The following is a 25,509-nucleotide window of genomic DNA, read 5'->3' as shown; positions in this document are numbered from 1 at the left end:
GCTGACTGATCGTAATTGCAATCTGCTTAAAAGAGCTTCGGCCATACGTGCACTTTATCGTCTTTTGCACGACCTTGAAGATAGTGAGCAATATCGTCTAAAAGGTTCTGTTCGTAAGAACTAAATTTCATGCGATAAAAAAAAACGCTATATTTCAATAAAAATTGCTGAATGCTGGGTTATGAACTATCGTAAAAAGAAAAAAGAGGAGCTAATCGCAGAAATACAAGAATTGAAGCGAATTAATAGTTCATTAAAACAGGCAGTTGAAAAACAGAATTCAGGATTTACATCGACAGGCAAAAGTATAAGTGTAGAAACGGAACTTAAAGAGACTAATGACACGATTTCTGAATTAGAAACAGCCAAGCAGAAAGCTGAAGAAAACGAAGTGCAATTCAGAAAGCTTTTTGAAAATGCTGCCGACGCTATTTTTATAGCTGAGATTGAAACTGGTATCATTGTAGATGCCAATCTTGCTGCCGAGAAATTGCTACAATTGCCACACAGCGAAATTATTGGCCTTCATCAATCGAAATTGCACCCAAAGGATCAAGAAAAGTATTATCAGGATACATTCAAGAAATATTACGAAGGTGTTATCGGATCAAAGCCTGTCGGGTTAGTTGAAAGTTTGGTTTCTCGATCAGATGGCTCCAAGGTTGTTGTTGAAGTGCTGGCTTCGGAGGTTATGCATGAAGGTAAACGGTGTTTGATGGGGATTTTTCGAAACATAACCGATCGGAAAAAGACAGGAACTGAGCTTCTCAAGGCAAAGGAAGCGGCAGAGGAAAACAATGCAAGCATAACCGCGATTCTCGAAGGAACCAACGACAGCATTTGGGCTTTTAACAAGAACTACGAGATCTTGTATATCAATCCTGTTTTCCAGAGAGATTTTTTACAATCTTTCGGGGTACTTCTGGAGCCTGGCGTTAACTTGGTTGACGCACTTCCTAACGCATTGAGGCCTTTTTGGAAACCTCGATACGATCGGGTACTCGCCAATGAACAATTTATGATCGAAGATGCTGTTCCTACAAATAATGGTATGCTTTATATTCAGGTGAAATTTAATCCAATAATAAAAAAGGGCCAAGTTGTTGGAGGCTCTTGTTTTGGTAGTGATATTACCTCTCGTAAGCTTGCCGAATTAGAACTTCTTAAAGCCAAGGAGAAGGCGGAAGAAAGCGACCGCTTAAAATCAGCTTTTCTTCAGAATATGAGCCACGAAATTCGAACCCCGATGAATTCGATCATGGGCTTTTCTAACTTATTGGTTGAAAACTATGGGAATCAGCAAGTTGTTGAAAGATATTCTAAAATAATAAATAACAGCTGCAGCGACCTGCTTGAAATCATTAACGACATACTTGATATTTCAAAAATAGAGTCGGGACAATTAGCCGTAAATGAAGAAGAATGCAATGTTGTTAAATTGTTTGCCGAGTTGCAGATCTTTTTTGCAGAACAACAAGTCAGACTCAAGAAGGAGCACGTTGCCTTAACGTATAATTTTCAAAGTGAGCCCTCATACGCGCTTATAAAAACCGATAAAGTAAAACTCAAACAAATCTTAATTAACCTGATCGATAATGCCTTCAAGTTCATTACAAGTGGTTTTATTGAATTCGGATGCTGGTTCGAGAAAAATCAACTTCACTTTTATGTTTCAGATACTGGTGTCGGAATTCCATCAGACAAGCAAGATTTTATCTTTGAACGTTTTTCTCAATTACATCATCGGTCAGTAAAAAACATTGGAGGTGCCGGCCTCGGTTTATCAATAGCGAAGGGTTTATCCGGTTTATTGGGTGGCAAAATGTGGCTAGAATCGCCTTCCAGGATCCCTAAAAGTGAAAAAACGGTAGCAACAACTTTTCATTTTACAATCAAATATGTAAAGGCTGTTCCAGAGAAGCTTGATCCACAGATTACGAGTATTTTCAATGAGTCCTATTTTGCCAACAAAACCTTACTAATTGTTGAAGACGATGCTTACAATGCGCTGTATCTGAACGAAATACTTGCGGATACCGGGTTTGATATCATTTCAACTGAATATGCTGAAGAAGCTATTGAAATTGCGTCAACCCAAGTGGTTGATCTAATATTAATGGACGTTCGCTTACCGGACTTAAACGGCTATGAAGCAACACGGGCTATTTTACGTAATAAGCCCGGCATGAGAATAATTGCTCAGACTGCTTACGCCGCACAAGACGAACGACAAAAAGCACTTGATGCCGGATGTCTTGATTACATTGCGAAACCCATAAAACGAGATTTGCTGTTAAAATTGATCAATAAGCATTTAACTGTGAACTAGTAAAATAAAAACGGCTTTTCAATACATTAGCATGTCGTTTCGTTGAAACGGACCAATGAGTTGTTGAGCAAGAAACTTCAAGATGGGCCTCTGCCTGGCTTTAGATGACCAAGGATATTCGGTTTTGCAGGAATGGGATTGGGTGTTAATTCTTTTCGCTCAACTCCAGCCAGCGCATTTCTTTCTCGTCAAGTTCATCGGTTATTTCTGAGAACCGGTTTGATTTCTCGATTAAATCATCGTTTGAGAGTTCACCGGAGTTCATGGCTACTTCCAATTCCTTTTTTTCAGTTTCCAATTCTTTGATGGTTTGCTCCAATTGTTCAAACTCGCGCTTCTCGTTAAAACTCATCTTTTGAGAGGATTTTGCTTTTGGCTTTTCTTGAATTGGTTTTGGTTTCGATGCGGCTTCAGCTTTTTTACGCGATTCTTCCTCGGCTTCAAGCTGATTTCGGTAAATGGTGTAATTACCCGGGAAATCACGAATTGCCCCTTCACCGTCGAATACGAAAAGGTGATCTACAATTTTATCCATGAAATAACGGTCGTGCGAAACGATAACCACACAACCACCAAAAGCAGCCAGATAATCTTCCAGCACATTCAGAGTCATGATGTCTAAATCGTTGGTTGGCTCATCCAGAATCAGGAGGTTGGGGTTTCCCATCAGAATGGTACACAAGTATAGCCGACGACGCTCGCCGCCACTCAGTTTCTCCACAAAATTATATTGTACTTCGGGCGGGAACAGGAAACGCGTTAGCAGTTGGCTGGCCGTCATTTTCTGGCCGTCTTCAAACTCTACAACTTCGGCAATGTTTTTAATAACGTCGATGACTTTTTCATCCGGCTTAAACTCGATACCTTCCTGTCGATAGTACCCAATTTTGATGGTTTGTCCCCAGTCAATGGAGCCGGAGTCAGGAGTCGCGCCACCGGTGATCACATTAAGGAAAGTTGATTTTCCGGTCCCGTTTTTTCCAACGATTCCAACTTTCTCGAACCGCGAAAATTTGTAGCTGAAATCGGTTATCAATTTTAAATCGCCATATCCCTTTGAAACGTTTTCCAACTCAAGTATTTTATTTCCCAGACGAGCTGATGCAACATTCAACTCCAGGTTGTCTTCCTGCCGGCTTTGCCCGGCTTTTTCTTTTAAATCATGAAATGCGTCAACCCGGTATTTGGCTTTATGGCTGCGTGCTTTGGGCATTCGTCGCATCCATTCCTGCTCGGTGCGCAACAGGTTTTTCGCTTTTTCTGTCGATGCTTGTTGTTGCTCAATCCGCTCTTGTCGTTTTTCCAGGTAATAGCTGTAATTGCCTTGATAATCGTAAGTTTGGTTCTGGTCAATTTCTATGATCTCGTTACAAACCCGGTCGAGAAAATAACGGTCGTGTGTTACCATAAACAAGGTACAATTGGTTTTCTCCAGATAGACTTCCAGCCATTCAATCATATCTAAATCCAAGTGGTTGGTGGGCTCATCCAACAAGAGCAAGTCGGGTTCGTTTACCAATACGTTGGCTAGTGCCAGTCGCTTTCTCTGACCACCGGAAAGTTCCCGGATAGGCTGGTCGAAATCATTGATCTTCAGCTGGCTCAACACCTGCTTAACACGAACATCGAAGTCCCAGGCATTCAGCTCTTCCATTTTTGTAGTCAGCTGTTCAATTTCCTTTTGATTGTTGTGTGTTACAGCCGCTTCAAATTGGGCAATTACATCCAGTGCCGGATTATCTGACCGGAGGGCTTCCTGCAATACCGTTAGGTTTTCGTTCAAATCCGGGTCTTGTTTCAGGTAGCCAATTTTAATATCGTTGGTTACCGTAATCTGACCTTCATCAGGCGTATCTAATCCGGCTATGATCTCCATAAGCGTGGTTTTTCCAGCACCATTCTTTGCAATTAAAGCTACTTTCTGGTCTTTAAAAATGGTAAATGAAATAGCCTCGAACAACATTTGTTCTCCGTAGCGTTTCGAAATAGCCTCAGCTTGTAAATAAGGGATCATATCTATTTATTTTGGGCAAAAATAGAAATTAATATTGGCAATATGAGACTATCGTTTTTTGATTCTATCAAATAAACCAGATGCCGGTCTGTTTGTTCCGACTGGAAATTCTATTTTTGTTTTCTACAATTCTAAATGAAGATAAGCATGCAAAAGAAAGAGCGTTACCAGCGCGTGATTGAATATTTTCAAAAAGCTATGCCGGTTGCGGAAACCGAGTTGGAATATGGCAATCCCTATGAACTAATAGTTGCTGTTATTTTATCGGCTCAGTGTACCGATAAACGGGTCAATCAAATAACTCCCGAGTTGTTTAAGCGATTTCCTAAGCCCGAGCAACTGGCCGAAGTTGAACCCGCCGAAGTGTTTGATTATATTCGTTCATGTTCCTATCCGAACAACAAAGCCAAGCATTTAGTGGGCATGGCTAGAATGCTGGTTGGCGATTTTGATGGGGTAGTGCCTGACGATGTAGTAGAACTACAAAAGCTCCCGGGGGTGGGACGAAAGACTGCTAACGTGATTGCTTCGGTTGTTTATGAAAAGCCGGCTTTTGCAGTCGATACGCATGTTTTTCGCGTGGCCAACCGAATAGGGCTGACGACAAATTCGAAAACACCCTTGGCTACTGAGCAAGAATTGATGAAGTATTTTCCGGGTGAGATTGTTCCTTTAGCTCACCACTGGCTTATTTTGCACGGACGCTATACTTGCCTGGCACGAACTCCAAAGTGCAACAAGTGCGGGTTAACCGAAGTTTGCAAATACTTTGAAAAGCAGCAAAAAGTAGAACATTCAAACTAGTATTTGACTGAGCTTATTCTTGCTAAAAATTGGGTGATTTCTCACTACGAAAAATGAGGCACATTTACACCTGGTTTAATTGTGATTTAACAGTTATTTTATAGACGCTAAATTTATTTCTCAATTTCTTTTATTTTATACCAAACTTTGTACTTTTGCTGCTAATCTCTAACTTTAAAAAAAGAAGTGTTATGGCTTATGTAATTTCAGATGAGTGCATTGCATGCGGAACATGTATTGATGAATGTCCAGTTGACGCTATTGCTGAAGGTGATATTTATACAATTGACGCAGATCTTTGTACCGATTGTGGCTCTTGTGCCGAAGTTTGCCCGGTTGACGCGATTTCGATTGCCGAATAAACGGACAGCATAAAATTATTAGCCCGTCATTTTACAAAATGACGGGCTTTTCTTGTTTTCACTTGGAAGTTTTGGATGATTAATCAATCGAATAAACTCCATCAACAATCCCATAGTCTACCGACTCTTCAGCATTCATCCAATAATCACGATCAAAATCGGCCAGGACGTGGTCGAACGACCGGCCCGTATTTTTCGCTAAAATTTCGGCCGATAGATTTTTTGTTTTAATAATTTGCTTGGCATGAATTTCCAAATCGCTGGCTTGTCCTCTCAGCGCACCTATGCTGGGCTGGTGAATCATTACTTCACCGTAAGGGTAAATAAATCGTTTGCCCTTTTCGCCTGCCGAAAGTAGGATCGATCCCATTGAAGCTGCTAATCCCATGCAGACCGTTGAAACCGGTGATGATATTAAATTCATGGTATCCATAATTGAAAATCCTGAAGTAACCATACCTCCCGGGCTATTGATAAAAAAGGTAATGGGTTTGCCGGCATCAACCGATTCGAGGTACAACAACTTGCTGACAATATCTTCGGCTGATTCGTCATCAACAGGTCCCCAAAGGAAGATCTGTCTTTTTTTCAGGAAGTTAGACTCTATTTGATGTTTTACCGATTGTTTCTTGTCTTTATCTTCAGACTCCTTCGCAGAGTAAATACGATCATTGTTCATAATATAATTCTTTTTTTTGATTCATTAATGGGACTAAAATTAATCATTTTTCAGCGAAGTTTAGTCTCATATGCTCTTCAATCGGTTGCAAATATATTTACAAGTTAATTGCGAATGAGCTTTATTAAGCGAGTTACTCCTGTCGGTTTGTTCTCCATATTTGTTTGTATTAATCTAGCTTCATCTCTACTAAACACGTAGCCAATGGCAGCAAACACGATATCTTCGAAAGAAATAACATTAAATTCTCTCCATTAAAACAATCAACCATTTCTGAAACATATGACGAAAAATTATTTCATCGAATTATTTTCTATTGATTATCAGTTAGATATACCTCCTTGTGTAGGTGGTGTGAGATTTATTGTTGATATTCAGATACTTAATTGTTGCTCTTTTCAAATACGTTTGCTTAGATTATTACCCACATTCAAATTAAATACTACCTTTGTGTCCTTTATTGACCTCCCTCGAAGTTTCTCGCTAATTTCCAGATGGGAACAAATTTTATTACATGCAATTTAAAGAATTAGAACTGATTGAGCCGATCTTAAAGGCTCTCAAAGATGAAAATTACGTTAACCCCACCACCATACAAGAAAAAGCAATCCCACTGATACTGAATAGACATGATGTATTGGGCAGTGCACAAACCGGAACCGGGAAAACAGCAGCATTTGCTATTCCCATTCTCCAGCATCTTTTTTTGGATAGAAGAGAAGGTAAGCGGCCTCGTCAGTTGAGATCGTTGATCATTACGCCCACGCGCGAATTGGCCATACAGATTGGTGAAAGCTTTTCAACTTATGGAAAGTATACCGGACTGAAGAATACAGTTATTTTTGGAGGTGTTAAACAAGGAGCACAAACCAATGTTTTACGGCAAGGTGTCGATATTTTAGTAGCCACGCCCGGACGATTACTTGATTTAATGGATCAACGGTTTATTTCGCTTGACCACATCGAATACTTTGTATTGGATGAAGCTGATCGCATGTTGGATATGGGGTTTGTACACGAAATCAAAAAAGTTATTGCCAAACTGCCATCCAAAAGGCAGTCGTTATTCTTTTCGGCCACTATGCCAGCGAATATTGTGGAGCTTTCAAATAAGATATTAAAGGATCCTAAAAAAGTGGAGGTAAGCCCGGTGTCGTCTACTGCCGATACGATTCAGCAATATTTGTATTTTACGAATAAAGCCGACAAAAAAGACCTGATAATTCATATTTTGAAAGATCAGAATTTGGATCAGGTGCTGCTCTTTTCGCGAACCAAGCATGGCGCTGATAAGATTGTGCGAACCCTCAAAAAGCAGAACATTGCTGCAGCTGCTATTCATGGAGATAAAGCGCAGAACCAAAGGCAAAAGGCGCTGGCCAAATTCAAGGATCGTGAAATAAGGGTGCTGGTAGCGACTGATATTGCTGCCCGTGGTATCGATATCGATAAACTGAAATACGTGATTAATTACGATATACCAAATGTGGCTGAAACCTACGTACACCGCATTGGACGGTCGGGCAGGGCAGGCGAAGAAGGTATTTCGATATCTATGTGTGAGCCGGAGGAAAATGCGTATATCCGCGACATTGAACGACTAATTAATCAAAAAATTGAAAGGGTACAGAATAATCCTTTTCCGCAAACAGAAAAGCCAATGACCGAAAAGGAAAAGAAAGCTTTTGAAAAGGAAAAACGCCAGCGCAAACAGGAGTACTTCGCCTCTCGAAACAAATCCCCGAAACGAAACGGTTCAGCCCGCTCGTACCGAAGATAATCAGAAAAGAAGCCAACACATGGCTTCTTTTTTTGTCTGTTTTATTTCAATATACTCTTCTCATAGCTCTCTCAGTATGTTCGCAACTTTCGTTTGAAAGCGGTTCCAAAATTTTAGTCTCAACATCATTCTTATTCTCCCGTATAAGAATATCAGTAAGTATTGAGCGTTATTGCAATATAGACCTAAGCTTCGTAAATTGAGGTTGATGTCGTGTGTTACACTATTTAGCTGATAATCAAACCATGATAGATATTAAAGGACAATATTTTATTAAAGACAATCATAAATTTCGGACTGATCAAGTTGAAGTTTTAGCGTCTGATGCGATCCTAATTTATGAAGTATTGAGGGTAATCGGTTCCGTCTGTTTATTTACAGAATCACATTATAATCGCTTGAAAAGATCAGCTCAATTAACCGGAGTTCAACTAGATGTTACCTTTCTGCAGTTTGAAGATAATATTGCGCAGTTGATTCAAGCGAACAACATTCGTGAGGGAAATATAAAAGTATTGGTTCAGGTAGGTCGTGGAAAACAGGCTGCGTTTTATTATTTAATTCCTCATAACTATCCGACAACCGATGATTATAAAAATGGAGTTAAGGCAGGTTTGATGGAGCTTGAGCGTTCGATGCCGAAAGCTAAAATCGTTCAGCAAAAACTGCGGGAAGAAACGAACCGTTTTATTCAGAAAGAAAAGATTTATGATGCAATCTTGGTTGATTCAGAAGGACATGTAACAGAAGGGAGTCGCACAAATATCTTTTTTGTGAAAGGGGATACGTTTTATACCGCACCATCAGAACATATTCTTTCCGGAATCACCCGACAGAAAGTATTGGAGTGTTTGGCAGAACTCAAATACAACCGTTTTGAAAAGCCTGTTTCCTACTTATCTATTTCTGATTACGATGCCGCTTTCTTTACCGGAACTTCGCCCAGGGTATTGCCCATTTATGCCATTGGTAGTCAGAAGTATAATGTCAATCACGACCCCATGAGAAAGCTTATCGACGCCTATAATAAGCTGGTTGAGTCTTATTTAGCAAAAGCACAGGCCAAGAAAATGTAAAGGTTGTATGAAGAATTGACTGGCCTTAACTAAAAATGTGGTAAATCAATCTGCATGTTTTTTGATTATCCCTATATTTGCTAGCCTTTCGAAAAAATAGGCTAAAACGTTTGAATAGACCATTTAATTAATAACCTTTTTGAATTACACAATACTATGTCTGAATTTAAGTATCAAAAACCATTTCCTATCTTAAATGATACCACTCCTTATCGTTTGTTAACCAAAGAATACGTCTCGACAATTGAGTTTGATGGCCGTAAAATTTTAAAAGTTGACCCGAAAGGACTAGAAATTCTTGCTAAGGAAGCATTTGCTGACGTTTCTTTTTATTTGCGTCCAACGCATCTGGAAAAATTAAAACATATTTTGAGTGACGAAGAAGCTTCGGACAACGATCGTTTTGTAGCACACACCATGCTAATGAATCAGGTGGTTTCATCAGAAGGTGAACTACCAACCTGCCAGGATACCGGAACGGCTATTGTTGTGGCTAAAAAAGGTGAAGATGTTTATACCGGTGCAACCGATGCTGAACACCTTTCGAAAGGTATTTATGATACTTACCTCAATCGCAATTTGCGTTATTCGCAAGTGGTTCCTTTTTCAATGTTTGAAGAAAAAAACACCGGAACCAACTTGCCGGCACAAATCGATATTTATGCAGAGAAAGGAAACGCATACGAGTTCTTATTTGTAACTAAAGGCGGCGGCTCGGGTAACAAAACGTTCCTTTATCAGCAAACCAAGTCGTTGCTGAACGAAGAAAACCTGACCAAATTTGTGAAAGAGAAAATTAAAGATCTGGGAACTTCAGCATGCCCACCTTATCATTTAGCACTGGTTATTGGTGGTACTTCGGCTGAGGCTACATTGGCGACCGTAAAGAAAGCTTCGGCCGGATATTACGATCATTTGCCAACTGAAGGAAATGATGGCGGTCAGGCTTTTCGCGATTTGGAGTGGGAAGAAAAAGTGCAGAAAATTTGCCAGGATAGTGAAATTGGAGCTCAATTTGGCGGAAAGTATTTTGTACACGATGTTCGCGTAGTTCGCTTGCCGAGGCATGCAGCTTCTTGTCCTGTTGGCTTGGGCGTAAGTTGTAGTGCCGACCGTAACATAAAAGGAAAAATTACCGAAGAAGGTATTTTTGTGGAGCAGTTGGAGAAAGAGCCATCAAAGTACTTGCCGGAACAAGCTCCGGAACTCGCTGCTGCTGTTGATATTGATCTGGATCGCCCAATGGAAGAAGTGTTGGCCGAGCTAAGCAAATACCCCATTAAAACCCGCTTAAACCTGAGAGGTACGCTGATTGTAGCTCGCGACATGGCACACGCCCGCTTAAAACAAATGATTGACGAGGGCAAAGAAATGCCTGAGTATCTCAAAAAGCATCCTGTTTATTATGCAGGTCCTGCGAAGACTCCACAAGGCATGGCTTCCGGAAGTTTTGGACCAACTACAGCCGGGCGCATGGATCCGTATGTTGACCTGTTCCAAAGTCTGGGTGGCTCAATGGTTATGCTGGCGAAAGGAAACCGCTCGCAACAAGTTACTGATGCCTGTCAAAAATATGGTGGTTTTTATTTAGGGTCAATTGGTGGCCCAGCTGCAATTTTGGCAAAAAGTAGCATCAAGTCTGTTGAAGTAGTCGATTTTGAAGAATTAGGAATGGAAGCTATTCGTAAAATACGTGTAGAGAATTTTCCCGCATTCATCATCGTTGATGACAAAGGCAACGACTTTTTCAAGCAATTTTAATTTTGATCAAGTCTGACAAAAAATAATAATCAATTCACTTTAAGGCATTCCAAACTGCTGGAATGCCTTTTGTTTTATACTAATTTGCGCACTTTTGCCTTTGCTTTTCAAAACTGAAATACCGGACCAATTGGCAATTGAACTAGTCGATTGAAGTCTGCTGGTACAATAGTTGCGCTACTTAGATCGGTTTTAACTAAAAAATTGAACAATGAATTTTAAAACAGGAAAATTTCTCATCATACTTCTTATGGCATTTGCAGGATGCGGCACTCCAAAAGTCACCACATCGTATCGAACAATAGCAGAACAAGCTGTTGCCGAAGGAAATTACGAGGCTGCAACCGAAAACTGGCGATTGTTTTTTGAAAAAGAACAAATGGAAGAAGATGAAATTAATCCGGCATATTATTCGGAAGCAGGGAAAATGGCTTTTCGTGCAAACCAAGCTGATTTAGCAATAAAATGGTTCGATCAGGCTGCCACCCTAAATTATCGCGATCCGGGTATGTATCTTGACATGGCTGAAATTTACAAGCAAAAAAACAATCTGACAAAGGAGTTGGAGGCCCTGGAATACTATCGTACCCACTATCAGGATCAGCCAGACATCGCCGGCGTAAATACCCGGTTGTTTGAAATTTACGCCGCTATTAATCAACGCGAAAAAGCCATCGAAATCTGGCCTGAAATGAGCGTTGAAAACAAGCAAGACGAAAATCATCTGGATGCCTATTTCTCGATGCAGAAACAATTGGATAATGAGGCGGAGGCTGATTCAGCAGCCCAAGCACTGGTGGCAGTTAATCCGAAGCACGTTGAAGCATTAAAGTGGTTGGGAACAAAGTATTACCATCAGGCAGAAGATCGCTACCAACGCGAAATGAAGGCTTATCAGAAAAACAAAACTCATATGCAGCACCTAAAGTTAACTCAGGAATTAAAGAAAGTGACAGCCGAGTTTCAGCAGGCAGCCAAATACTTTAAAGCCTTGTGGGAAATTGACCAAGATCCCAAATATGCTACTTATTTGGTTAATATTTACACTCGTTTTGAAGACTCAAAAACGGCTGACTATTACAGGAAATATCTAAAGTAATTTATTTAAAGTAATTTATTGTGTGACTATAAATAGACGGTGTATTTGGAACTAATCCTTCGAAAATATTATCTTCGCCGACGTTTTTAAATTGAAATTGTATGTTAAAGGGAATTATGTCTATAGCAGGTCAGCCAGGCCTATTTAAACTGGTAGCCGAAGCAAAAAACAGCATTATTGTAGAATCACTCGTAACTGGCAAACGAATGCCGGCTTACTCTACTGCAAAAATCAGTGCATTGGAGGATATTGCGATCTTTACTGAAACTAGTGAAGTTCCTCTAAAAGAAGTATTGAAAAGTATTAGTGAAAAGGAAAATGGAGCAGCAGTAGCCAAAATAGGCTCAGGAAATGAGTTGAAAGCTTACTTCGAAGAGATACTTCCGGAATACGACAAGGATCGTGTTTATGTGTCTGATATGAAAAAAATCATTCAGTGGTACAATCTGCTTCAAAGCAAGGAATTGTTGAACTTTGAAGAAGAAACAAGCGAAGCTGAAATCAACGAAGAGGAAAAGAACGCTTAATTTCCATTTCGTTTGCTATAAGAAATTGAAGTAGTAAATCATGCTTTTTTTACAAAGCAGGTTTGCTACTTTTTTTTATTATGCTGAAATTTGTTTGCATGGAGCAAAAAATAATCAGCCAAATTATTGAGAAATGTCAAAACAAGTTTGAAAAAGAACTCATCATCAAAAACAGGCAAGCTATTGGTGGTGGGTGCATTAGCAACAGCTTGTTGTTGGAAACAAACCATGGAGATTTTTTCTTAAAATGGAACAGCAGTACTCCCAATGATTTATTTATTCGCGAGGCCGAAGCGCTGGAAGAGCTAGGTAAAGCAGAGTTCGCAGATCTAATTATTCCCAAGCCTATTCTTGCAAAAGAAGGTGATGAACTTCCGGGGTATTTGCTGATGGATTTTTTGCCCGCTGGACATACTTCATCTCAAGATGAAAAATTGGGTATCGGATTGGCTCAGTTGCATCGTAAAACCAATGATTCTTTTGGTTTTTATCATGATAATTATTGTGGTGCAACCAAGCAAAATAATCAATGGATTAAAAGCTGGATTGATTTTTTCGGACAACAGCGAGTGATGTATTTGGTTGATAAGATTGAAAGAACCCGCTCGCTTTCTTCAACAGAAAAAAATACTTACACTAAATTGGTTGAACGTTTACCCGAGTTAATCCCATCCGATTCAGATGCTTCGTTGATTCATGGTGACTTATGGTCGGGTAATTATTTATATACCGAAAAAGGTCCCGCTCTGATCGATCCGGCTTCGTACTATGCCGACCGGGAAATGGAATTGTCGATCATGACGATGTTTGGCGGTTTTTCGCAAACGACCTGGAACTCCTATCAAAACGAGTATCCATTAAATCCAGGATGGGAAGAACGGGTGCAACTTTATCAAATATATCACATCCTTAATCACTATTATTTATTTGGCGGATCATACGGTAGCCAGGCTCTTCGCATTGCAAAACAATACTTGTAATCGGCCATTCGAAAAATATTGGCAACACCTTTTCAAACTTAAAAAAAAGAGAAATCTCAACTTTTTTTAAACAAGCTTTTGTCTTTAACGTTTATAGGTCAAAACTTATTTACAGATGGCAGAGATTAAGGAGAAAGGGGAGCGATTGCCTCGATGGATGAAATCCCAGCTTCCCAGTGGCGAGAACTACTCGAAAGTTAAACGATTAATAGGCGAACACAAATTAAACACGATATGTACAAGCGGTAATTGCCCCAACAAAGGGGAGTGCTGGAATGCCGGCACTGCCAGCTTTATGATTTTGGGTGACAAATGTACCCGCAATTGCCGATTTTGTTATGTGAAAAATTTGATACCTGATCCGGTTGATTGGGAAGAACCACAACGCCTGGCCGAGACGATTAAAACCTTGGAGTTAAAACACTGCGTAATTACATCGGTCGACCGCGATGATCTGCCGGATGGAGGTGCCAGGTTTTGGGCAACAACAATTATAGCAATCAAGAAATTGAGTCCGAAAACCACCATTGAAACGCTGATTCCTGATTTTCATGCTAAAAAGGAGTTGGTGCAACAAGTCATTGTCGCCAAGCCTGAGGTGATTTCACACAACCTGGAAACCGTGAAACGGCTGACACCAAAAATCAGGAGTACAGCGCGTTATGATCGTAGCTTGAAAGTAATATCGTACATCGCCGAAGCTGGAATAGTTGCCAAATCAGGCATCATGCTGGGGCTTGGTGAAACTCATGATGAAGTGCTTGAAGCAATGGACGACTTAAAAGAAGCCGGATGCAAAGTACTTACTTTAGGACAATACCTACAGCCGGCACCAAATCTCATGAAGGTTGTGGAGTACATCACCCCCGAACAGTTTGAAACCTATAGAAAAGAAGCCTATAAAAGAGGATTCCGCTATGTCGAGAGCAGCCCGTTGGTTCGCTCGTCCTATCATGCGGAAAGGCACGTGAATGCCTGAAAAATTTAGTTTATGGAAAAGAATTTACACGCGGTTCAGGAGATTGAGACCTTAACTCCTGAAACCTTTCTCATTCACCTTGATCGAAATAATTTTAGTTTTAAACCCGGCCAGTATGCTGTTCTCCGAAACCCGGAAACAGGCGAGGGACGGGAGTACTCAATCTACAGTTCTGAAAAGGAAGATCGCTTATCCTTTTTAGTTCGTGAAATTAAGGATGGTGATTTTTCACGATATCTGAGGTATCTGAAAGTCGGTAGCTCAATTGAAATAGAAGGTCCGCGAGGCTTTTTTATTCTAGATGACCAGTCACTTGGAGACGCGCCGGTTTTATTTATTGCCACGGGTACCGGAATAAGTCCATTTCATTCGTTTGCAACAAGCTACACCAATCTGAACTATCATCTGCTGCACGGTGTTCATTTTGCTGATGAAGCTTATGGTAGCGATGCTTTCTGCCCAAATCGTATTTGCTTGTGCACTTCGCGCGAAGATAAAGGCAACTATTTTGGTCGGGTAACCTACTATTTAAGAGAAAATAAGGTGGATGAAAATACCATTTGCTACTTGTGTGGTAACTCTGAAATGATTGAAGAAGTAACTTCTATTTTAGAAAATTATGGTGTTGCTCCGGAAAATATTCGCACCGAAGTCTTTTTTTAATTTCGAATAAGCCTTTTTTTATCGTCTTTACTTATCTCCATTTCTTATTTTTGTTACCCATGCTTTTATAAATAAAGTATCATGATTAACATCGATATTGAAGAAGAATTGAGACAAGCTTGCCCGGACATTCATCTCTCGTGTATTTTATGCGATGTGGAGGTCAACGCTCAAAGCACTCAATTGTGGGAGCAAATCAATGCAACGTGCGATAAACTTACGGCTGAGTTGAATGTTGAAGACATTCGCCATAACCATGCTATTGCAGCTGCACGCAAAGCTTACAAAGCCTGCGGTAAAGATCCGGCGCGATATCGGCTTTCTGCCGAAGCATTGCTGCGCCGGGTCGTGAGTGGCAAAGGATTGTATCAAATAAATAATGTAGTTGATTTACTCAATTTAGTTTCCATTAGTACCGGTTTTTCCATTGGCGGCTACGATTTTGATAAGATTGACGACTCCATCAAAATGGGAATCGGGAAGGCAGACGAACCGTATCAGGGCTTGGGAAGGGGCGAATTAAATATTGAAGGAATGCCTGTTTTTAGAGACTCGCAAAACGCTTTCGGAACTTCTACATCCGATTCAGTTCGAACAGGTGTCACCGATCAAACCAAGCGATTTTTAATGATTATTGTGTCGTACAACGGTCAACAGCTATTAGATGAAGCCACGCAGCTTGCTATTAGCCTTTTAACTGATTTTGCCTCAGCTAAAAATGTTCATCAAGAGTTGATCAGCGGACAAGAAAGGACTGATCGGTAAATATACGGCCCAGTTTACAGCTGAAGATTAGAAAAAATCTTAAATTCGCTATCTAACAGATGCAAATTATGTCTGACGAAAAATTACATATTTCTCTAATTCAATGTGACTTATCTTGGGAGAAGCCAACAGATAACCGCAGACATTTGCAGAATCTTCTGGCAGATTTGCCGAAAGAAACCGACTTGGTTGTTTTCCCTGAAATGTTTGCCACTGGCTTTAGCATGAATGTTACTAAATGTGCTGAAGTGATGGATGGTGAATCTGTCAGTTGGATGAAAGAGATGGCTAAGGAAAATCACACTGTAATAAGTGGTAGCCTGATGATACAGGAAGGCAATTCATTCTACAACCGTTTTATTTTTGCATTTCCTGATGGAAAATTGGAGTTCTACGACAAGCGACACCTGTTTTCAATGGGAGAGGAGCATATCCATTTTACTCCAGGACAGGAACGCAAGATTTTTAAAATTAAGTCTTTTCGTATTTTGCCATTAGTGTGTTACGATTTGCGTTTCCCGGTTTTTAGCCGAAACCTTGGAGATTATGATTTAATGATCAACGTTGCTAACTGGCCTGCACCGCGCCGACAGGTTTGGGATATCCTTTTAAAAGCCCGTGCCATTGAGAACCAAGCCTACGTTGCAGGTGTCAACCGAATTGGTTCCGATGCTAAAGGGATTAATTACCTGGGTGACACCTGTGTGATTGATCCAAAAGGAAAAATAATGCAGCTTGGTGAAGAAAAGCAAGAACAAATTGTATCAGCCAAACTCTTGAAAAACTCATTAGAGCGTTTCCGAAAGAACTTTCCAGTGTTACCCGATGCTGACGATTTTCAATTATCATATCCCGTCAACGATTGATTAATCAGATACTTAACTGGTTTTCTATATTCATTTCGACACAATAACTAAACACTTAGTTTGAAAACTAAAAAATTAGTTATAGATTTGAAATATCAAATTATAAAATTTATAGAAATGAACCGAATAAGAAAAATGAGCTTTCTATTTCAAACGAGAAATAAAAGTGATCCATCAAAGAGTATATTTTTTTTCAATATCACAACTAAGAATTTAGTTGAAAAACTATCGATTTAGTTATTTTTGGTTTGATATTTGTGTCGTATTAAATTTTAATTCCTTAATTGAGATGAAACGAGCATGGTTGGTCAAAACACAACGAGTAATTGACTAACGTGCGAATTCCATAAGATACCTTATAAATAAACAATTTTGGTCAGATGAAAGAACTAACAAAAGCAGAAGAACAAGTGATGCAATTGCTTTGGACACTAGAAAAAGCATTTGTGAAAGATTTGATTGAACAGATGCCTGAGCCTAAACCGGCATACAATACGGTATCAACAATCGTTCGGATACTTGAGAAAAAAGGATTCGTTGGTTATGAAGCTTTTGGTAAAACTCACCGATATTTCCCTTTAATGAGTAAAAAAGAATACACGCGGAAATACTTGAAGAATTTTATGAAAGGCTATTTCAGCAATTCTTTTAAGGAAATGGTTTCATTTTTTGCACGCGAAGATAATATGAGTATAGCTGAGCTTGAGGAGCTAATGAAAGAAGTAGGAGAGGATCTTGAAAATAAAAAAAACATAGGCGATGAATAGTTTTATCAATTACATTTTAGAGTCGGGCATCAGTCTTGGAGCTTTTTCTTTGGTGTATTTTGTGTTTTTACACCGTGAAACGTTTTTCAAAATCAACCGTTTGTTTTTGCTTTTCGCAATTCTGTTTTCAAGTGTTCTGCCACTGCTCCATTTAAAAGTTTATGTCGCCGGAGATCAATTGCTGTTAGCAACACAACAAGGAACAAATATGCTGGATGCAATTACTGTTAACAGCTCCGAACTGTCACATTCCATAATTAGTTGGATTACCGCCAATCAGTTAATTTTGGCCAGCTACATTACTGGAGCACTTATTATTACCTTACTTGGCATCGTTCGGATTTCTCAGGTCTTCAGAATGATCAGAAAAAGCCAGCTTGTAAAAAGAAATGGAATCAAATACGTTTATATCGACGACAATTCAAGCCCGTATTCTTTCCTCGATTATTTGTTTGTAAGCCGAAAACTAGAGTCGACTCCCGGTTGGGAGAAAATGCTTGCACACGAAAGCGAACATATTCGCCAGGGACACACGGTGGATATCTTAATACTTGAGCTGATTAGTATTTTTCAATGGTTTAATCCATTCTTTTGGTTACTCAGAAGGGTGATTAAAGAAAACCATGAATTTACGGCCGATCAGGCAGTATTAAATAATGGGGTGGAAACCAGTCAGTATAAAAAAATTCTGGTCACCCAGTTTATTGGTAGTCAATTTTCAATTGCCAATAATTTCAATTCTTCTTTAATAAAATCAAGACTTAAAATGATGACAAAAATAAAATCTTCAAAAAAAGCGAAATTCAGATATTTATCAGGAATAATTATGACTGTTGCCTTAATTCTGGTTTTTGCTTGCGAAAATAAGGAAACTGCAATTATAGAGCCTGAAACTGGAGTTCAAATAAAATCAGTATCAGGAGAGCAGCCATTGGTGTTAATTGACGGTGAGATGGCCGATATGGACGCGATGGAAAAACTAGATCCAGCCAGCATTGAGTCGGTTAATGTGGTAAAAGAAAAACAGGAATACTATACCCAGAAATACGGCGATCTCGCTCAAAATGGGGTTATCGAAATTAACTTGAAATCTGGAGCGACTGATGTTAAAAATGAAGCGTCGAAGGACGTAACAGTAGTTGCTTATGGAGGTGAGTTTGATAAGCAGGATGCCGATGTTTTCAATATTGTGGAAGAAATGCCTGAATTCCCGGGTGGTGAATTAGCCCTACGCAGGTTCATTGCAAAATCGGTGAAATACCCAGTCATTGCGCAAGAAAATAGGTACCAGGGAAAAGTATATGTTAGCTTTGTAGTTGAAAAAGATGGAACAGTAGGTCGTGCGAAAATCGCCCGCGGAGTTACTCCTTCGTTGGATGCTGAAGCCATACGAGTAATCAAACAATCACCCCAATGGAAACCCGGAAAACAAAGAGGGCAAGCTGTTGCTGTTGCATACACGGTGCCAATAAATTTTGTACTTCAATAATAATTTAGGACTTCCAATAAAATGGAAGTCCTTTTTTTAATCGCATCGAAGCATGTTTAAACAACTAGTTCTTCTTTTGTTCACAATTATTCCATTTGTTGGACTTGCTCAAAGTAAAATTGATTTATTGCTTTTAAATCAAGAGTACTCCAAGGCCATTGAGCAAATCGATCAGGAACTGGAAAAATCACAAGCCGCAGAGTTATATTTCAAAAAAAGTTTGGCGCATCAAAAATTGATGGACTATCCGGCAGCGCTGGACGATTTAAATCAGGCATTAAATGTGGATGCTGAAAATGTGAAATACCTGACAAGCCGAGCTGATTTGATGCAGGCATTGGGGGATTACGGAAATGCTGTTGTTGATTTTCAGCATGCCCTGCAGCTACAGCCTGAAAATTTGTTGTTGAAATATGAATGTGGGAAGTCGTTATTGTACCTGAACGAATATCAAAAAGCTTACCTCAAGTTTCAAGAAATACAGGCTGTCGACTCAACCAATCTCATGTATAATAAATACAGCGCACTGGCTGCATTTAAAGCCGATTCGTTAAAACAAGCTGTTAAATTGTACGGCAACTATCTGCAACAAAATCCGAATGATTTGAGCGCGTATTTAAATCTGTCCAAAGCATACGAAAAGCTGAAGGATAAAGATAAGATGATGATGACCTTGTACCGGGCCGGAAATCAATTTCCAACTAACAGGGCCGTTCATCTAAAAACCGCAAATGCATCGTTCGAGAACAAGGACTTTCAGATGGCTCAGAGACTATACGATCAATACATGTCTAAATACGATACGCTAATTCCTGTTCTGTTGAACTATGGTATTTGTTTGTATCACAACAAGTACACAGAGGATGCCATTGAAATTCTGGAGAAGGTTTATTCGGTTGCTCCAAACGATGTTTACGTCAATTTTTACCTTGGAGTATCTCATAAACGACTTGACCATTATAAACTAGCGGCTAACTATCTGGATTTTGCCATCTACATTTCTATTCCCGAATTTCATCCTGAAATGTATCACCATTTAGCACAAGTTTATGGTTCGCAGCGGGAGTTTGAAAAATCTATTGAATGTTATAAAAAAGCCTATGAATTAGATTCAAGAAAAGTGGAAGTGCTATTCGAAATTGCGACTACGTATGAAGAATACAACTTCAATAAAACACTAGCTTTAAATTACTACCAACAATATTTACAAGAAGCGGGAGAAGAAGCTAAAAGTGCAGATTATGCTCTGGAACGCTTAAAACGGATTAAAGAAGAACTTTTCTTTGAAGAATAAGTAAATGGAATTCAGCGTGTTTTTTCGATAAACTTATTTATCATGAGTGTTTGGAATTGCCTCAATAACAAGAAGGTAAATTCAATTGTTGTTATCCAAAGTCAGGAATAGCATTTAACGACTATTTATTAATTGGAGTGATCCGTTTTGTTCGATAATTTATTCTAATTTCGTATTAGAATAAAACCAAGAGCAACCTTTTCACCTGATGGATAAAAATCTCGATTCTGAAATCTGGCGCCGTTTTAAACAGGGAGACAAGAAAGCATTTTCCTATATATTCGATACTTATCACATGCAAATGTTTGAATATGGGCATCGATTTACTTTTGACGAAAGCTTTATTAAAGATTGTATTCAGGACGTATTTTTTGAATTGGCTTCAAAAAAAGACAAGCTTTCAACCACCGACAATATTTTGTTTTACCTGCTAAAATCACTTCGCATCCGCATTTTTACCAACCTCCGAAAAAATAAAAATGTTAGCGCCGATTTTAATGACGATTTATTGGCTGACTTTCGGTTAGAATACACTACAGAAGTGGACAGCGAAGAAAAGGAATTGAGATTGGATCAACTAGCTCAAGCCCTTAATCAACTTCCACCCCGTCAAAAGGAAACGATATTCTTGAAGTTTTATAAAAATCTTTCAAACTCCGAAGTTGCTGAGCTGATGGGGGTAAATTACCAGTCAGTTGGCAATGCTATTCAGAAGGCAATCAATAAATTAAGAGATATTATTGATTCTGATCAAGATTCAATAGTCTTATTTTTGCGAATGCACATCCGATAACATGCTCTACAGCATGATTTTTTGAAGGGTATATTTTTAGCCCATTCGCTTTTTAGGGTACACAAGCAATAAAAGCGAAATGGGAAGAGACATTCAAGATAGATTATTCGACAAGAAATTTCGGAGTGAAGTTTCGAAAGAATCGCTGAAAGATTATAAGCAATTAAAGCAGAAAGATTCTGATTCAGCTTTGGCTTTATTGGTTTCCTATATTTTAAAATTCAAAAAAAAGGACATAAAAGCTTCCCACGTTCGAGCTTCCGAATTTGACCAAATAAAACATGAAGCGCTAAATATTTACAATAGAAAGCGCCCTACAAAGGTGTTTTCTATTCGCAATTTCCAGATTACAGCTGCAGCTTCTATTTTATTGATTTTTGGAGTTTCAACCTATTTGATGGGAGAGTATCACTTGTTTAGTGGTTTCAATTCTCAAAATGATGTGATTGAAATTGCAACATCAAAAGGACAACAATCTGAATTAACCTTGCCCGATGGAACTTTTGTTGCCTTGAATTATGACTCTAAATTGAAATATCACCTGGCTAATAGCAACGCCTTGCAAGAAGTTGAATTAGTTGGCGAAGCCTTTTTTAAAGTCACAAAGAATAAAGCCCGCACATTCCGAGTCATCACAAAAGATATGAATGTGAATGTTTTAGGAACCGAGTTCAATGTAAAAGCTTACGAAGATGACCGGAAGACTGAAACTGTTTTGGTAGAAGGAAGTGTGGAGATTGACCATATCACGGAAAATAAAAAATCGGTTATTCTAAAACCGGGCGACAAATGGACTTTCGATAAAATCAACCATAAACATGCAATTATACGAACCGATGCCAGTTTAACGAAACGCTGGATAACCGGCGAACACTATTTCGACAAAATAACTCTTGGCGAATTGGCTAAAACGCTCGAACGCATGTACAAAGTTGAAATTCGATTTAAAGATTCCAGTCTGAAAAATGAAATCTACTCAGGGAGTGTCTATCAGGATGAAGCAATTGAGGAACTCTTTGATGTCATCAAGTTAACAATTGCCATTAACATTGAGAAAAATGAGGATGAAATATGGATAAGTAAAAAATAAAAAACCCGGGTAGATGTTCCCGCATCACCCCGGGCAATAATAAAACGAATAGCTAACGCTACTCACAGTATTAATTTAAGCACCGTAAATTTATGAAAAAATTAATGAATTGTCTTGCCATTCCCAGAAATGGCTTGATTAAAACATGGCGAATTATGCGACTAACATTTTTAATTGTACTACTCGGCTTACTTCAAGTTTCTGCAAAAAGCTACTCGCAGCAAACTAAGTTTAGTATGAATTTCGAAAACATGACTTTAGAAGATGCTTTTCGCAAAATTGAAGATCAAACGAACTACATCTTTTTTTACAATGCCGATCAAATTGACTTAGACCAACTTGTTAATTTGAATGTTGAGAATGAAGACATTGAAGATTTATTAGGCGAACTGCTGAATGAGGATGAAATATCCTATAAAGTAACCGACCGGCGAATCGTACTTTATCAACAAAGCACAGTCGGACAGCAATCACATCCCGTAAAAGGAAAAGTGGTTGACGATACCGGATTCCCCTTACCAGGAGTAAGTGTTGTTGTAAAGGAGACAACAAACGGAACAATTACCAATTTTGATGGAGAATATCAGTTAGATGCAGTTCCTGCCAATGCTGTTTTGTCTTTTTCATTTATTGGCATGAAAACTCAGGAAGTTTTGGTTGGAGATCAGGAAGTGATTAACGTAACGCTGGCTGAGGAAACCATCGGGCTGGAAGAAGTTGTTGCAATCGGTTATGGTATTCAAAAGAAAAGTGACCTCACCGGAGCCAGTAGCCGTTTAACGTCTGACGATATGGATAAAAGTGTGGCCACTTCTCCTGTTGAAATGATGCAAGGACGCGTTTCTGGGGTGAACATTACTCAAAACAGCGGAGAGCCCGGAACTGGGATGTCGGTTCGTATTCGTGGTTCTAACTCCATTCGTTCCGGACAGGAACCATTATATGTAGTTGATGGTGTTCCTTTGGATAACACGGATATTACACCTGAAGGAGGAGGCGCTGCCGGTTATGGCGGTGGGTCAAACAAAAACCCCTTGAGCTTCCTGAACCCTGAGGATATTGAAACAATCGATATTTTGAAAGACGCTTCTTCAACAGCTATTTACGGTTCGCGTGGTGCAAATGGAGTCGTGCTAATCACCACAAAAAAAGGAAAAAAAGGAGAAGGAACACTTTCATACGATGGCTATGTCGGAGTCTCTCAAATTCGTGAAAAACTGGATTTGCTTTCGGCCAGTGAATTTCGGTCTTTCACTAAATCTGATGGATCAAAATTATTGGACTTGGGTGCGAGTACTGATTGGCAGGATGAGATTTACCAAGCCGGTATTACTCAAAGTCATAATTTATCCTTCGGTGGTGGAAGCGATAAGTTTACTTACCAGACATCATTAGGTTATCTGAATCAAGAGGGAATCATCAAATCAACGGCGATGGAGAAAATTAATGGAAGCATTAAAGTTACCCATAAAGCTTTTGACGATCGTTTGAATCTTACAGGAGTGCTCATTGCATCACATGTTGAAGATACTCGCGCACCAATCACCGAAGCCGAAGGCTCCGGATTTGAAGGCGACCTGATTTTGTCCGCCTTGCAACTGAATCCAACTTTCCCGGTTAAGAATGAAGATGGTACTTATTACCAGCATTCAACCGAAAAAAGAAATCCGGTTGCGATGTTGAACTTAGTCGATGATATTACACAAACAGACCGAATATTAGCAAATATCTCTGCCGATTTTAAAATCACGAACAACCTTACCTATAAAATTAATGTTGGGCTCGACAGAACAGTGGCTGAGCGACGTGTTAACCAAAATCAGGATCTCAGCTATCTGTCAAACAAAGGAGAGGCAGATATTAATGGTGTTTCAGCAACTAACCGTCTGATTGAAAACTACATTACCTATCTAAGAGATATTGGAGATGATCATTCCTTTAATTTTCTCCTAGGACATGCTTATCAAGGATTTAAGGGGACAACAACTGAGATGAATGTTAAAGGATTTGAAGTTGACGATCTTAAATACACCGACAATTTAGGTTATGGTAATTTCTCACAAGCTGAAGTTGGATCTTCAGCCTACGAGCGCGAATTGCAGTCGTTCTTTGGTCGTATTAACTACTCTTATAAAAGCAAGTATCTATTGACATTTACCGGACGTGCCGATGGATCTTCAAAATTCGGAGAAAACAATAAGTATGGTTTTTTTCCATCGGCTGCTTTTGCATGGCGAGTAATTGAAGAGGATTTCATGGCAAGTGCCGGTGCTATCAGTAATCTTAAATTCCGTGTTGGTTGGGGGTTGACAGGTAATCAAGAAATTCCGGATAAGATTTCATTGCTGTCAGTGGGAACAGAGGCTAACGCGAACTGGTTTGTAGGCGGATCATTTTTACCAGGCATAACTTTTACGCGTACGCCAAATCCTGATATTCAGTGGGAGACAACCCAGCAAACAAACATCGGAATTGACTATGGATTTTTTAATAACAGGCTTAGTGGAGCTATCGACTTCTTTAATAAAAAGACGGTAGACGTTCTGCTGGAAGTTCCGGCAAAAGCTCCGGCACCAACACAAACTCAGTGGTTGAATGTCCCCGATATGAAAATTATCAATAACGGTGTTGAACTTGCTATAAATGGTGTTTTGGTTAGCAAAAAGGATTTAACCTGGGATATGGGGATCAACTTAGCTTATATTAAAAATGAAGTGAAGGATCTCCCTGTGAAATTCATAGAAACAGGTAGTGCAGCAGGTCAGGGGCTTACGGGTACCCGGGTTCAGGTAATTACCAACGGTGAGCCAGTTGGTACGTTCTACGGAATGGTTTTCGAGGGATTTGATAGTGATGGTTATAGCACTTATAAAACGGATGCTGAAGGATCTGAAGTAAAAGAATATCTAGGATCAGCGCTGCCTGATTTTACTTATAGTTTAAGTAGCAAATTAACATACAAGAATTTTGACGTAAGTATGTTCTGGTATGGATCTGAAGGCAATGAGATATATAATAACACGGCCAACGCTATTTATACCAAAGGACCATTTACCAAAGGAAACAATGTAACCAAGACTGTAGCTGAATCAAATGAAAATCCAGGTAATTCAAATGCATTTTCATCTCGTTTTATCGAAGATGCATCATTCCTCAGACTTTCAAACCTGACTCTAGGTTATACGCTAAAAACGACAACAATTGAATGGTTAGACAGAGCTCGAGTATATGTAACCGGTAATAATTTATTACTATTTACGAAGTATACCGGGTACGATCCAGAAGTGAATTCAGATGCTAATGTGGACGGAATTCCATCTCTTGGAATCGACTACACTTCATATCCAAAACCAACAACAGTTACATTTGGTGTTAACCTGCAATTTTAATCC

Annotated in this window: 21 protein-coding genes; 19 read left to right on the top strand and 2 right to left on the bottom strand. The window is 39.3% G+C overall.

The features are described from left to right. Window positions 1-181 precede the first annotated feature (181 nt). Window positions 182-2,329, top strand: coding sequence for a response regulator (locus GR929_RS02455; protein WP_159517323.1), 2,148 nt, complete (start codon window positions 182-184; stop codon window positions 2,327-2,329). Between the two features lie 145 nt (window positions 2,330-2,474). Here the strand turns inward: GR929_RS02455 and GR929_RS02450 are convergent, their stop codons facing one another. Next, entirely contained in the window at window positions 2,475-4,343 is a 1,869-nt protein-coding gene (locus GR929_RS02450) for an ABC-F family ATP-binding cassette domain-containing protein (RefSeq protein WP_159517322.1), read from the bottom strand. 147 nt (window positions 4,344-4,490) lie between these two features. Between GR929_RS02450 and nth the strand changes: the two genes are divergently transcribed. Next, complete coding sequence (nth, locus tag GR929_RS02445) at window positions 4,491-5,147, top strand: endonuclease III (RefSeq protein ID WP_159517321.1); 657 nt, start codon at window positions 4,491-4,493, stop codon at window positions 5,145-5,147. 191 nt (window positions 5,148-5,338) lie between these two features. Beyond that, on the top strand, window positions 5,339-5,509 hold the full coding sequence (locus GR929_RS02440) for a DUF362 domain-containing protein (protein WP_082326626.1): 171 nt from the start codon (window positions 5,339-5,341) through the stop codon (window positions 5,507-5,509). Between the two features lie 79 nt (window positions 5,510-5,588). On the opposite strand, the gene GR929_RS02435 is transcribed toward GR929_RS02440, so the two are convergent. After that, window positions 5,589-6,188, bottom strand: a complete 600-nt coding sequence (locus GR929_RS02435) for a ClpP family protease (RefSeq protein ID WP_159517320.1) — start codon at window positions 6,186-6,188, stop codon at window positions 5,589-5,591. Window positions 6,189-6,702: 514 nt separating this feature from the next. Here GR929_RS02435 and GR929_RS02430 point away from each other — a divergent pair. From GR929_RS02430 to GR929_RS02355, 16 genes are all read left to right on the top strand, one after another. Further along, window positions 6,703-7,968, top strand: coding sequence for a DEAD/DEAH box helicase (locus tag GR929_RS02430; protein WP_159517319.1), 1,266 nt, complete (start codon window positions 6,703-6,705; stop codon window positions 7,966-7,968). A gap of 245 nt (window positions 7,969-8,213) precedes the next feature. Continuing rightward, entirely contained in the window at window positions 8,214-9,044 is an 831-nt protein-coding gene (locus GR929_RS02425) for an aminotransferase class IV (RefSeq protein ID WP_159517318.1), read from the top strand. Window positions 9,045-9,200: 156 nt separating this feature from the next. Beyond that, window positions 9,201-10,805, top strand: coding sequence for a fumarate hydratase (locus GR929_RS02420; RefSeq protein ID WP_159517317.1), 1,605 nt, complete (start codon window positions 9,201-9,203; stop codon window positions 10,803-10,805). Window positions 10,806-11,016: 211 nt separating this feature from the next. Beyond that, entirely contained in the window at window positions 11,017-11,904 is an 888-nt protein-coding gene (locus tag GR929_RS02415; protein ID WP_159517316.1) for a tetratricopeptide repeat protein, read from the top strand. A 101-nt stretch (window positions 11,905-12,005) separates the two neighbouring features. Continuing rightward, window positions 12,006-12,431 carry a DUF5606 family protein gene (locus GR929_RS02410; protein WP_159517315.1) on the top strand — a complete coding sequence of 142 codons (426 nt, stop codon included), beginning with the start codon at window positions 12,006-12,008 and terminating at the stop codon, window positions 12,429-12,431. Window positions 12,432-12,529: 98 nt separating this feature from the next. Next, the gene (locus GR929_RS02405; protein WP_159517314.1) at window positions 12,530-13,411 is read left to right on the top strand and encodes a fructosamine kinase family protein; all 882 of its coding nucleotides are present in this window, start codon (window positions 12,530-12,532) and stop codon (window positions 13,409-13,411) included. Window positions 13,412-13,526: 115 nt separating this feature from the next. Then, a complete protein-coding gene (gene lipA, locus GR929_RS02400) occupies window positions 13,527-14,390 on the top strand; it encodes a lipoyl synthase (RefSeq protein WP_159517313.1) in 864 nt (287 codons plus the stop codon). Between the two features lie 12 nt (window positions 14,391-14,402). Beyond that, on the top strand, window positions 14,403-15,053 hold the full coding sequence (locus tag GR929_RS02395) for a ferredoxin--NADP reductase (protein ID WP_159517312.1): 651 nt from the start codon (window positions 14,403-14,405) through the stop codon (window positions 15,051-15,053). Between the two features lie 81 nt (window positions 15,054-15,134). Next, on the top strand, window positions 15,135-15,818 hold the full coding sequence (locus GR929_RS02390; protein ID WP_159517311.1) for a B3/B4 domain-containing protein: 684 nt from the start codon (window positions 15,135-15,137) through the stop codon (window positions 15,816-15,818). 68 nt (window positions 15,819-15,886) lie between these two features. Beyond that, window positions 15,887-16,684 (top strand): amidohydrolase, encoded by a 798-nt coding sequence (locus GR929_RS02385; protein WP_159517310.1) that lies wholly within the window; start codon window positions 15,887-15,889, stop codon window positions 16,682-16,684. Window positions 16,685-17,064: 380 nt separating this feature from the next. Next, window positions 17,065-17,451: a BlaI/MecI/CopY family transcriptional regulator gene (locus tag GR929_RS02380; protein WP_159517309.1), complete on the top strand. Its 387-nt coding sequence runs from the start codon at window positions 17,065-17,067 to the stop codon at window positions 17,449-17,451. After that, window positions 17,444-18,940: a M56 family metallopeptidase gene (locus GR929_RS02375; RefSeq protein WP_159517308.1), complete on the top strand. Its 1,497-nt coding sequence runs from the start codon at window positions 17,444-17,446 to the stop codon at window positions 18,938-18,940. The genes GR929_RS02380 and GR929_RS02375 overlap by 8 nt, the downstream gene beginning before the upstream one ends. Window positions 18,941-18,992: 52 nt before the next feature. After that, on the top strand, window positions 18,993-20,234 hold the full coding sequence (locus GR929_RS02370) for a tetratricopeptide repeat protein (protein ID WP_159517307.1): 1,242 nt from the start codon (window positions 18,993-18,995) through the stop codon (window positions 20,232-20,234). A gap of 208 nt (window positions 20,235-20,442) precedes the next feature. After that, window positions 20,443-21,027, top strand: coding sequence for an RNA polymerase sigma factor (locus GR929_RS02365; protein ID WP_159517306.1), 585 nt, complete (start codon window positions 20,443-20,445; stop codon window positions 21,025-21,027). 79 nt (window positions 21,028-21,106) lie between these two features. Beyond that, a complete protein-coding gene (locus GR929_RS02360; protein WP_159517305.1) occupies window positions 21,107-22,117 on the top strand; it encodes a FecR family protein in 1,011 nt (336 codons plus the stop codon). Between the two features lie 92 nt (window positions 22,118-22,209). Continuing rightward, complete coding sequence (locus GR929_RS02355) at window positions 22,210-25,506, top strand: TonB-dependent receptor (RefSeq protein ID WP_159517304.1); 3,297 nt, start codon at window positions 22,210-22,212, stop codon at window positions 25,504-25,506. Window positions 25,507-25,509 lie beyond the last annotated feature (3 nt).

It is taken from the genome of Sunxiuqinia indica (assembly GCF_009847015.1).
Classification (GTDB): domain Bacteria; phylum Bacteroidota; class Bacteroidia; order Bacteroidales; family Prolixibacteraceae; genus Sunxiuqinia; species Sunxiuqinia indica.
Note: the sequence above shows the minus strand (reverse complement) of the source record. Positions and strands in the feature narration are given on the sequence as shown.

Bases quoted from the DNA above. Each gene is read 5' to 3' on its own strand.
- GR929_RS02420 (WP_159517317.1), top strand. From the start codon at position 9,201: ATGTCTGAATTTAAGTATCAAAAACCATTTCCTATCTTAAATGATACC.
- lipA (WP_159517313.1), top strand. From the start codon at position 13,527: ATGGCAGAGATTAAGGAGAAAGGGGAGCGATTGCCTCGATGGATGAAA.
- nth (WP_159517321.1), top strand. From the start codon at position 4,491: ATGCAAAAGAAAGAGCGTTACCAGCGCGTGATTGAATATTTTCAAAAA.
- GR929_RS02455 (WP_159517323.1), top strand. From the start codon at position 182: ATGAACTATCGTAAAAAGAAAAAAGAGGAGCTAATCGCAGAAATACAA.
- GR929_RS02390 (WP_159517311.1), top strand. From the start codon at position 15,135: ATGATTAACATCGATATTGAAGAAGAATTGAGACAAGCTTGCCCGGAC.
- GR929_RS02365 (WP_159517306.1), top strand. From the start codon at position 20,443: ATGGATAAAAATCTCGATTCTGAAATCTGGCGCCGTTTTAAACAGGGA.
- GR929_RS02425 (WP_159517318.1), top strand. From the start codon at position 8,214: ATGATAGATATTAAAGGACAATATTTTATTAAAGACAATCATAAATTT.
- GR929_RS02370 (WP_159517307.1), top strand. From the start codon at position 18,993: ATGTTTAAACAACTAGTTCTTCTTTTGTTCACAATTATTCCATTTGTT.
- GR929_RS02450 (WP_159517322.1), bottom strand. From the start codon at position 4,343: ATGATCCCTTATTTACAAGCTGAGGCTATTTCGAAACGCTACGGAGAA.
- GR929_RS02430 (WP_159517319.1), top strand. From the start codon at position 6,703: ATGCAATTTAAAGAATTAGAACTGATTGAGCCGATCTTAAAGGCTCTC.
- GR929_RS02410 (WP_159517315.1), top strand. From the start codon at position 12,006: ATGTTAAAGGGAATTATGTCTATAGCAGGTCAGCCAGGCCTATTTAAA.
- GR929_RS02405 (WP_159517314.1), top strand. From the start codon at position 12,530: ATGGAGCAAAAAATAATCAGCCAAATTATTGAGAAATGTCAAAACAAG.
- GR929_RS02435 (WP_159517320.1), bottom strand. From the start codon at position 6,188: ATGAACAATGATCGTATTTACTCTGCGAAGGAGTCTGAAGATAAAGAC.
- GR929_RS02415 (WP_159517316.1), top strand. From the start codon at position 11,017: ATGAATTTTAAAACAGGAAAATTTCTCATCATACTTCTTATGGCATTT.
- GR929_RS02375 (WP_159517308.1), top strand. From the start codon at position 17,444: ATGAATAGTTTTATCAATTACATTTTAGAGTCGGGCATCAGTCTTGGA.
- GR929_RS02395 (WP_159517312.1), top strand. From the start codon at position 14,403: ATGGAAAAGAATTTACACGCGGTTCAGGAGATTGAGACCTTAACTCCT.
- GR929_RS02355 (WP_159517304.1), top strand. From the start codon at position 22,210: ATGAAAAAATTAATGAATTGTCTTGCCATTCCCAGAAATGGCTTGATT.
- GR929_RS02360 (WP_159517305.1), top strand. From the start codon at position 21,107: ATGGGAAGAGACATTCAAGATAGATTATTCGACAAGAAATTTCGGAGT.
- GR929_RS02440 (WP_082326626.1), top strand. From the start codon at position 5,339: ATGGCTTATGTAATTTCAGATGAGTGCATTGCATGCGGAACATGTATT.
- GR929_RS02385 (WP_159517310.1), top strand. From the start codon at position 15,887: ATGTCTGACGAAAAATTACATATTTCTCTAATTCAATGTGACTTATCT.
- GR929_RS02380 (WP_159517309.1), top strand. From the start codon at position 17,065: ATGAAAGAACTAACAAAAGCAGAAGAACAAGTGATGCAATTGCTTTGG.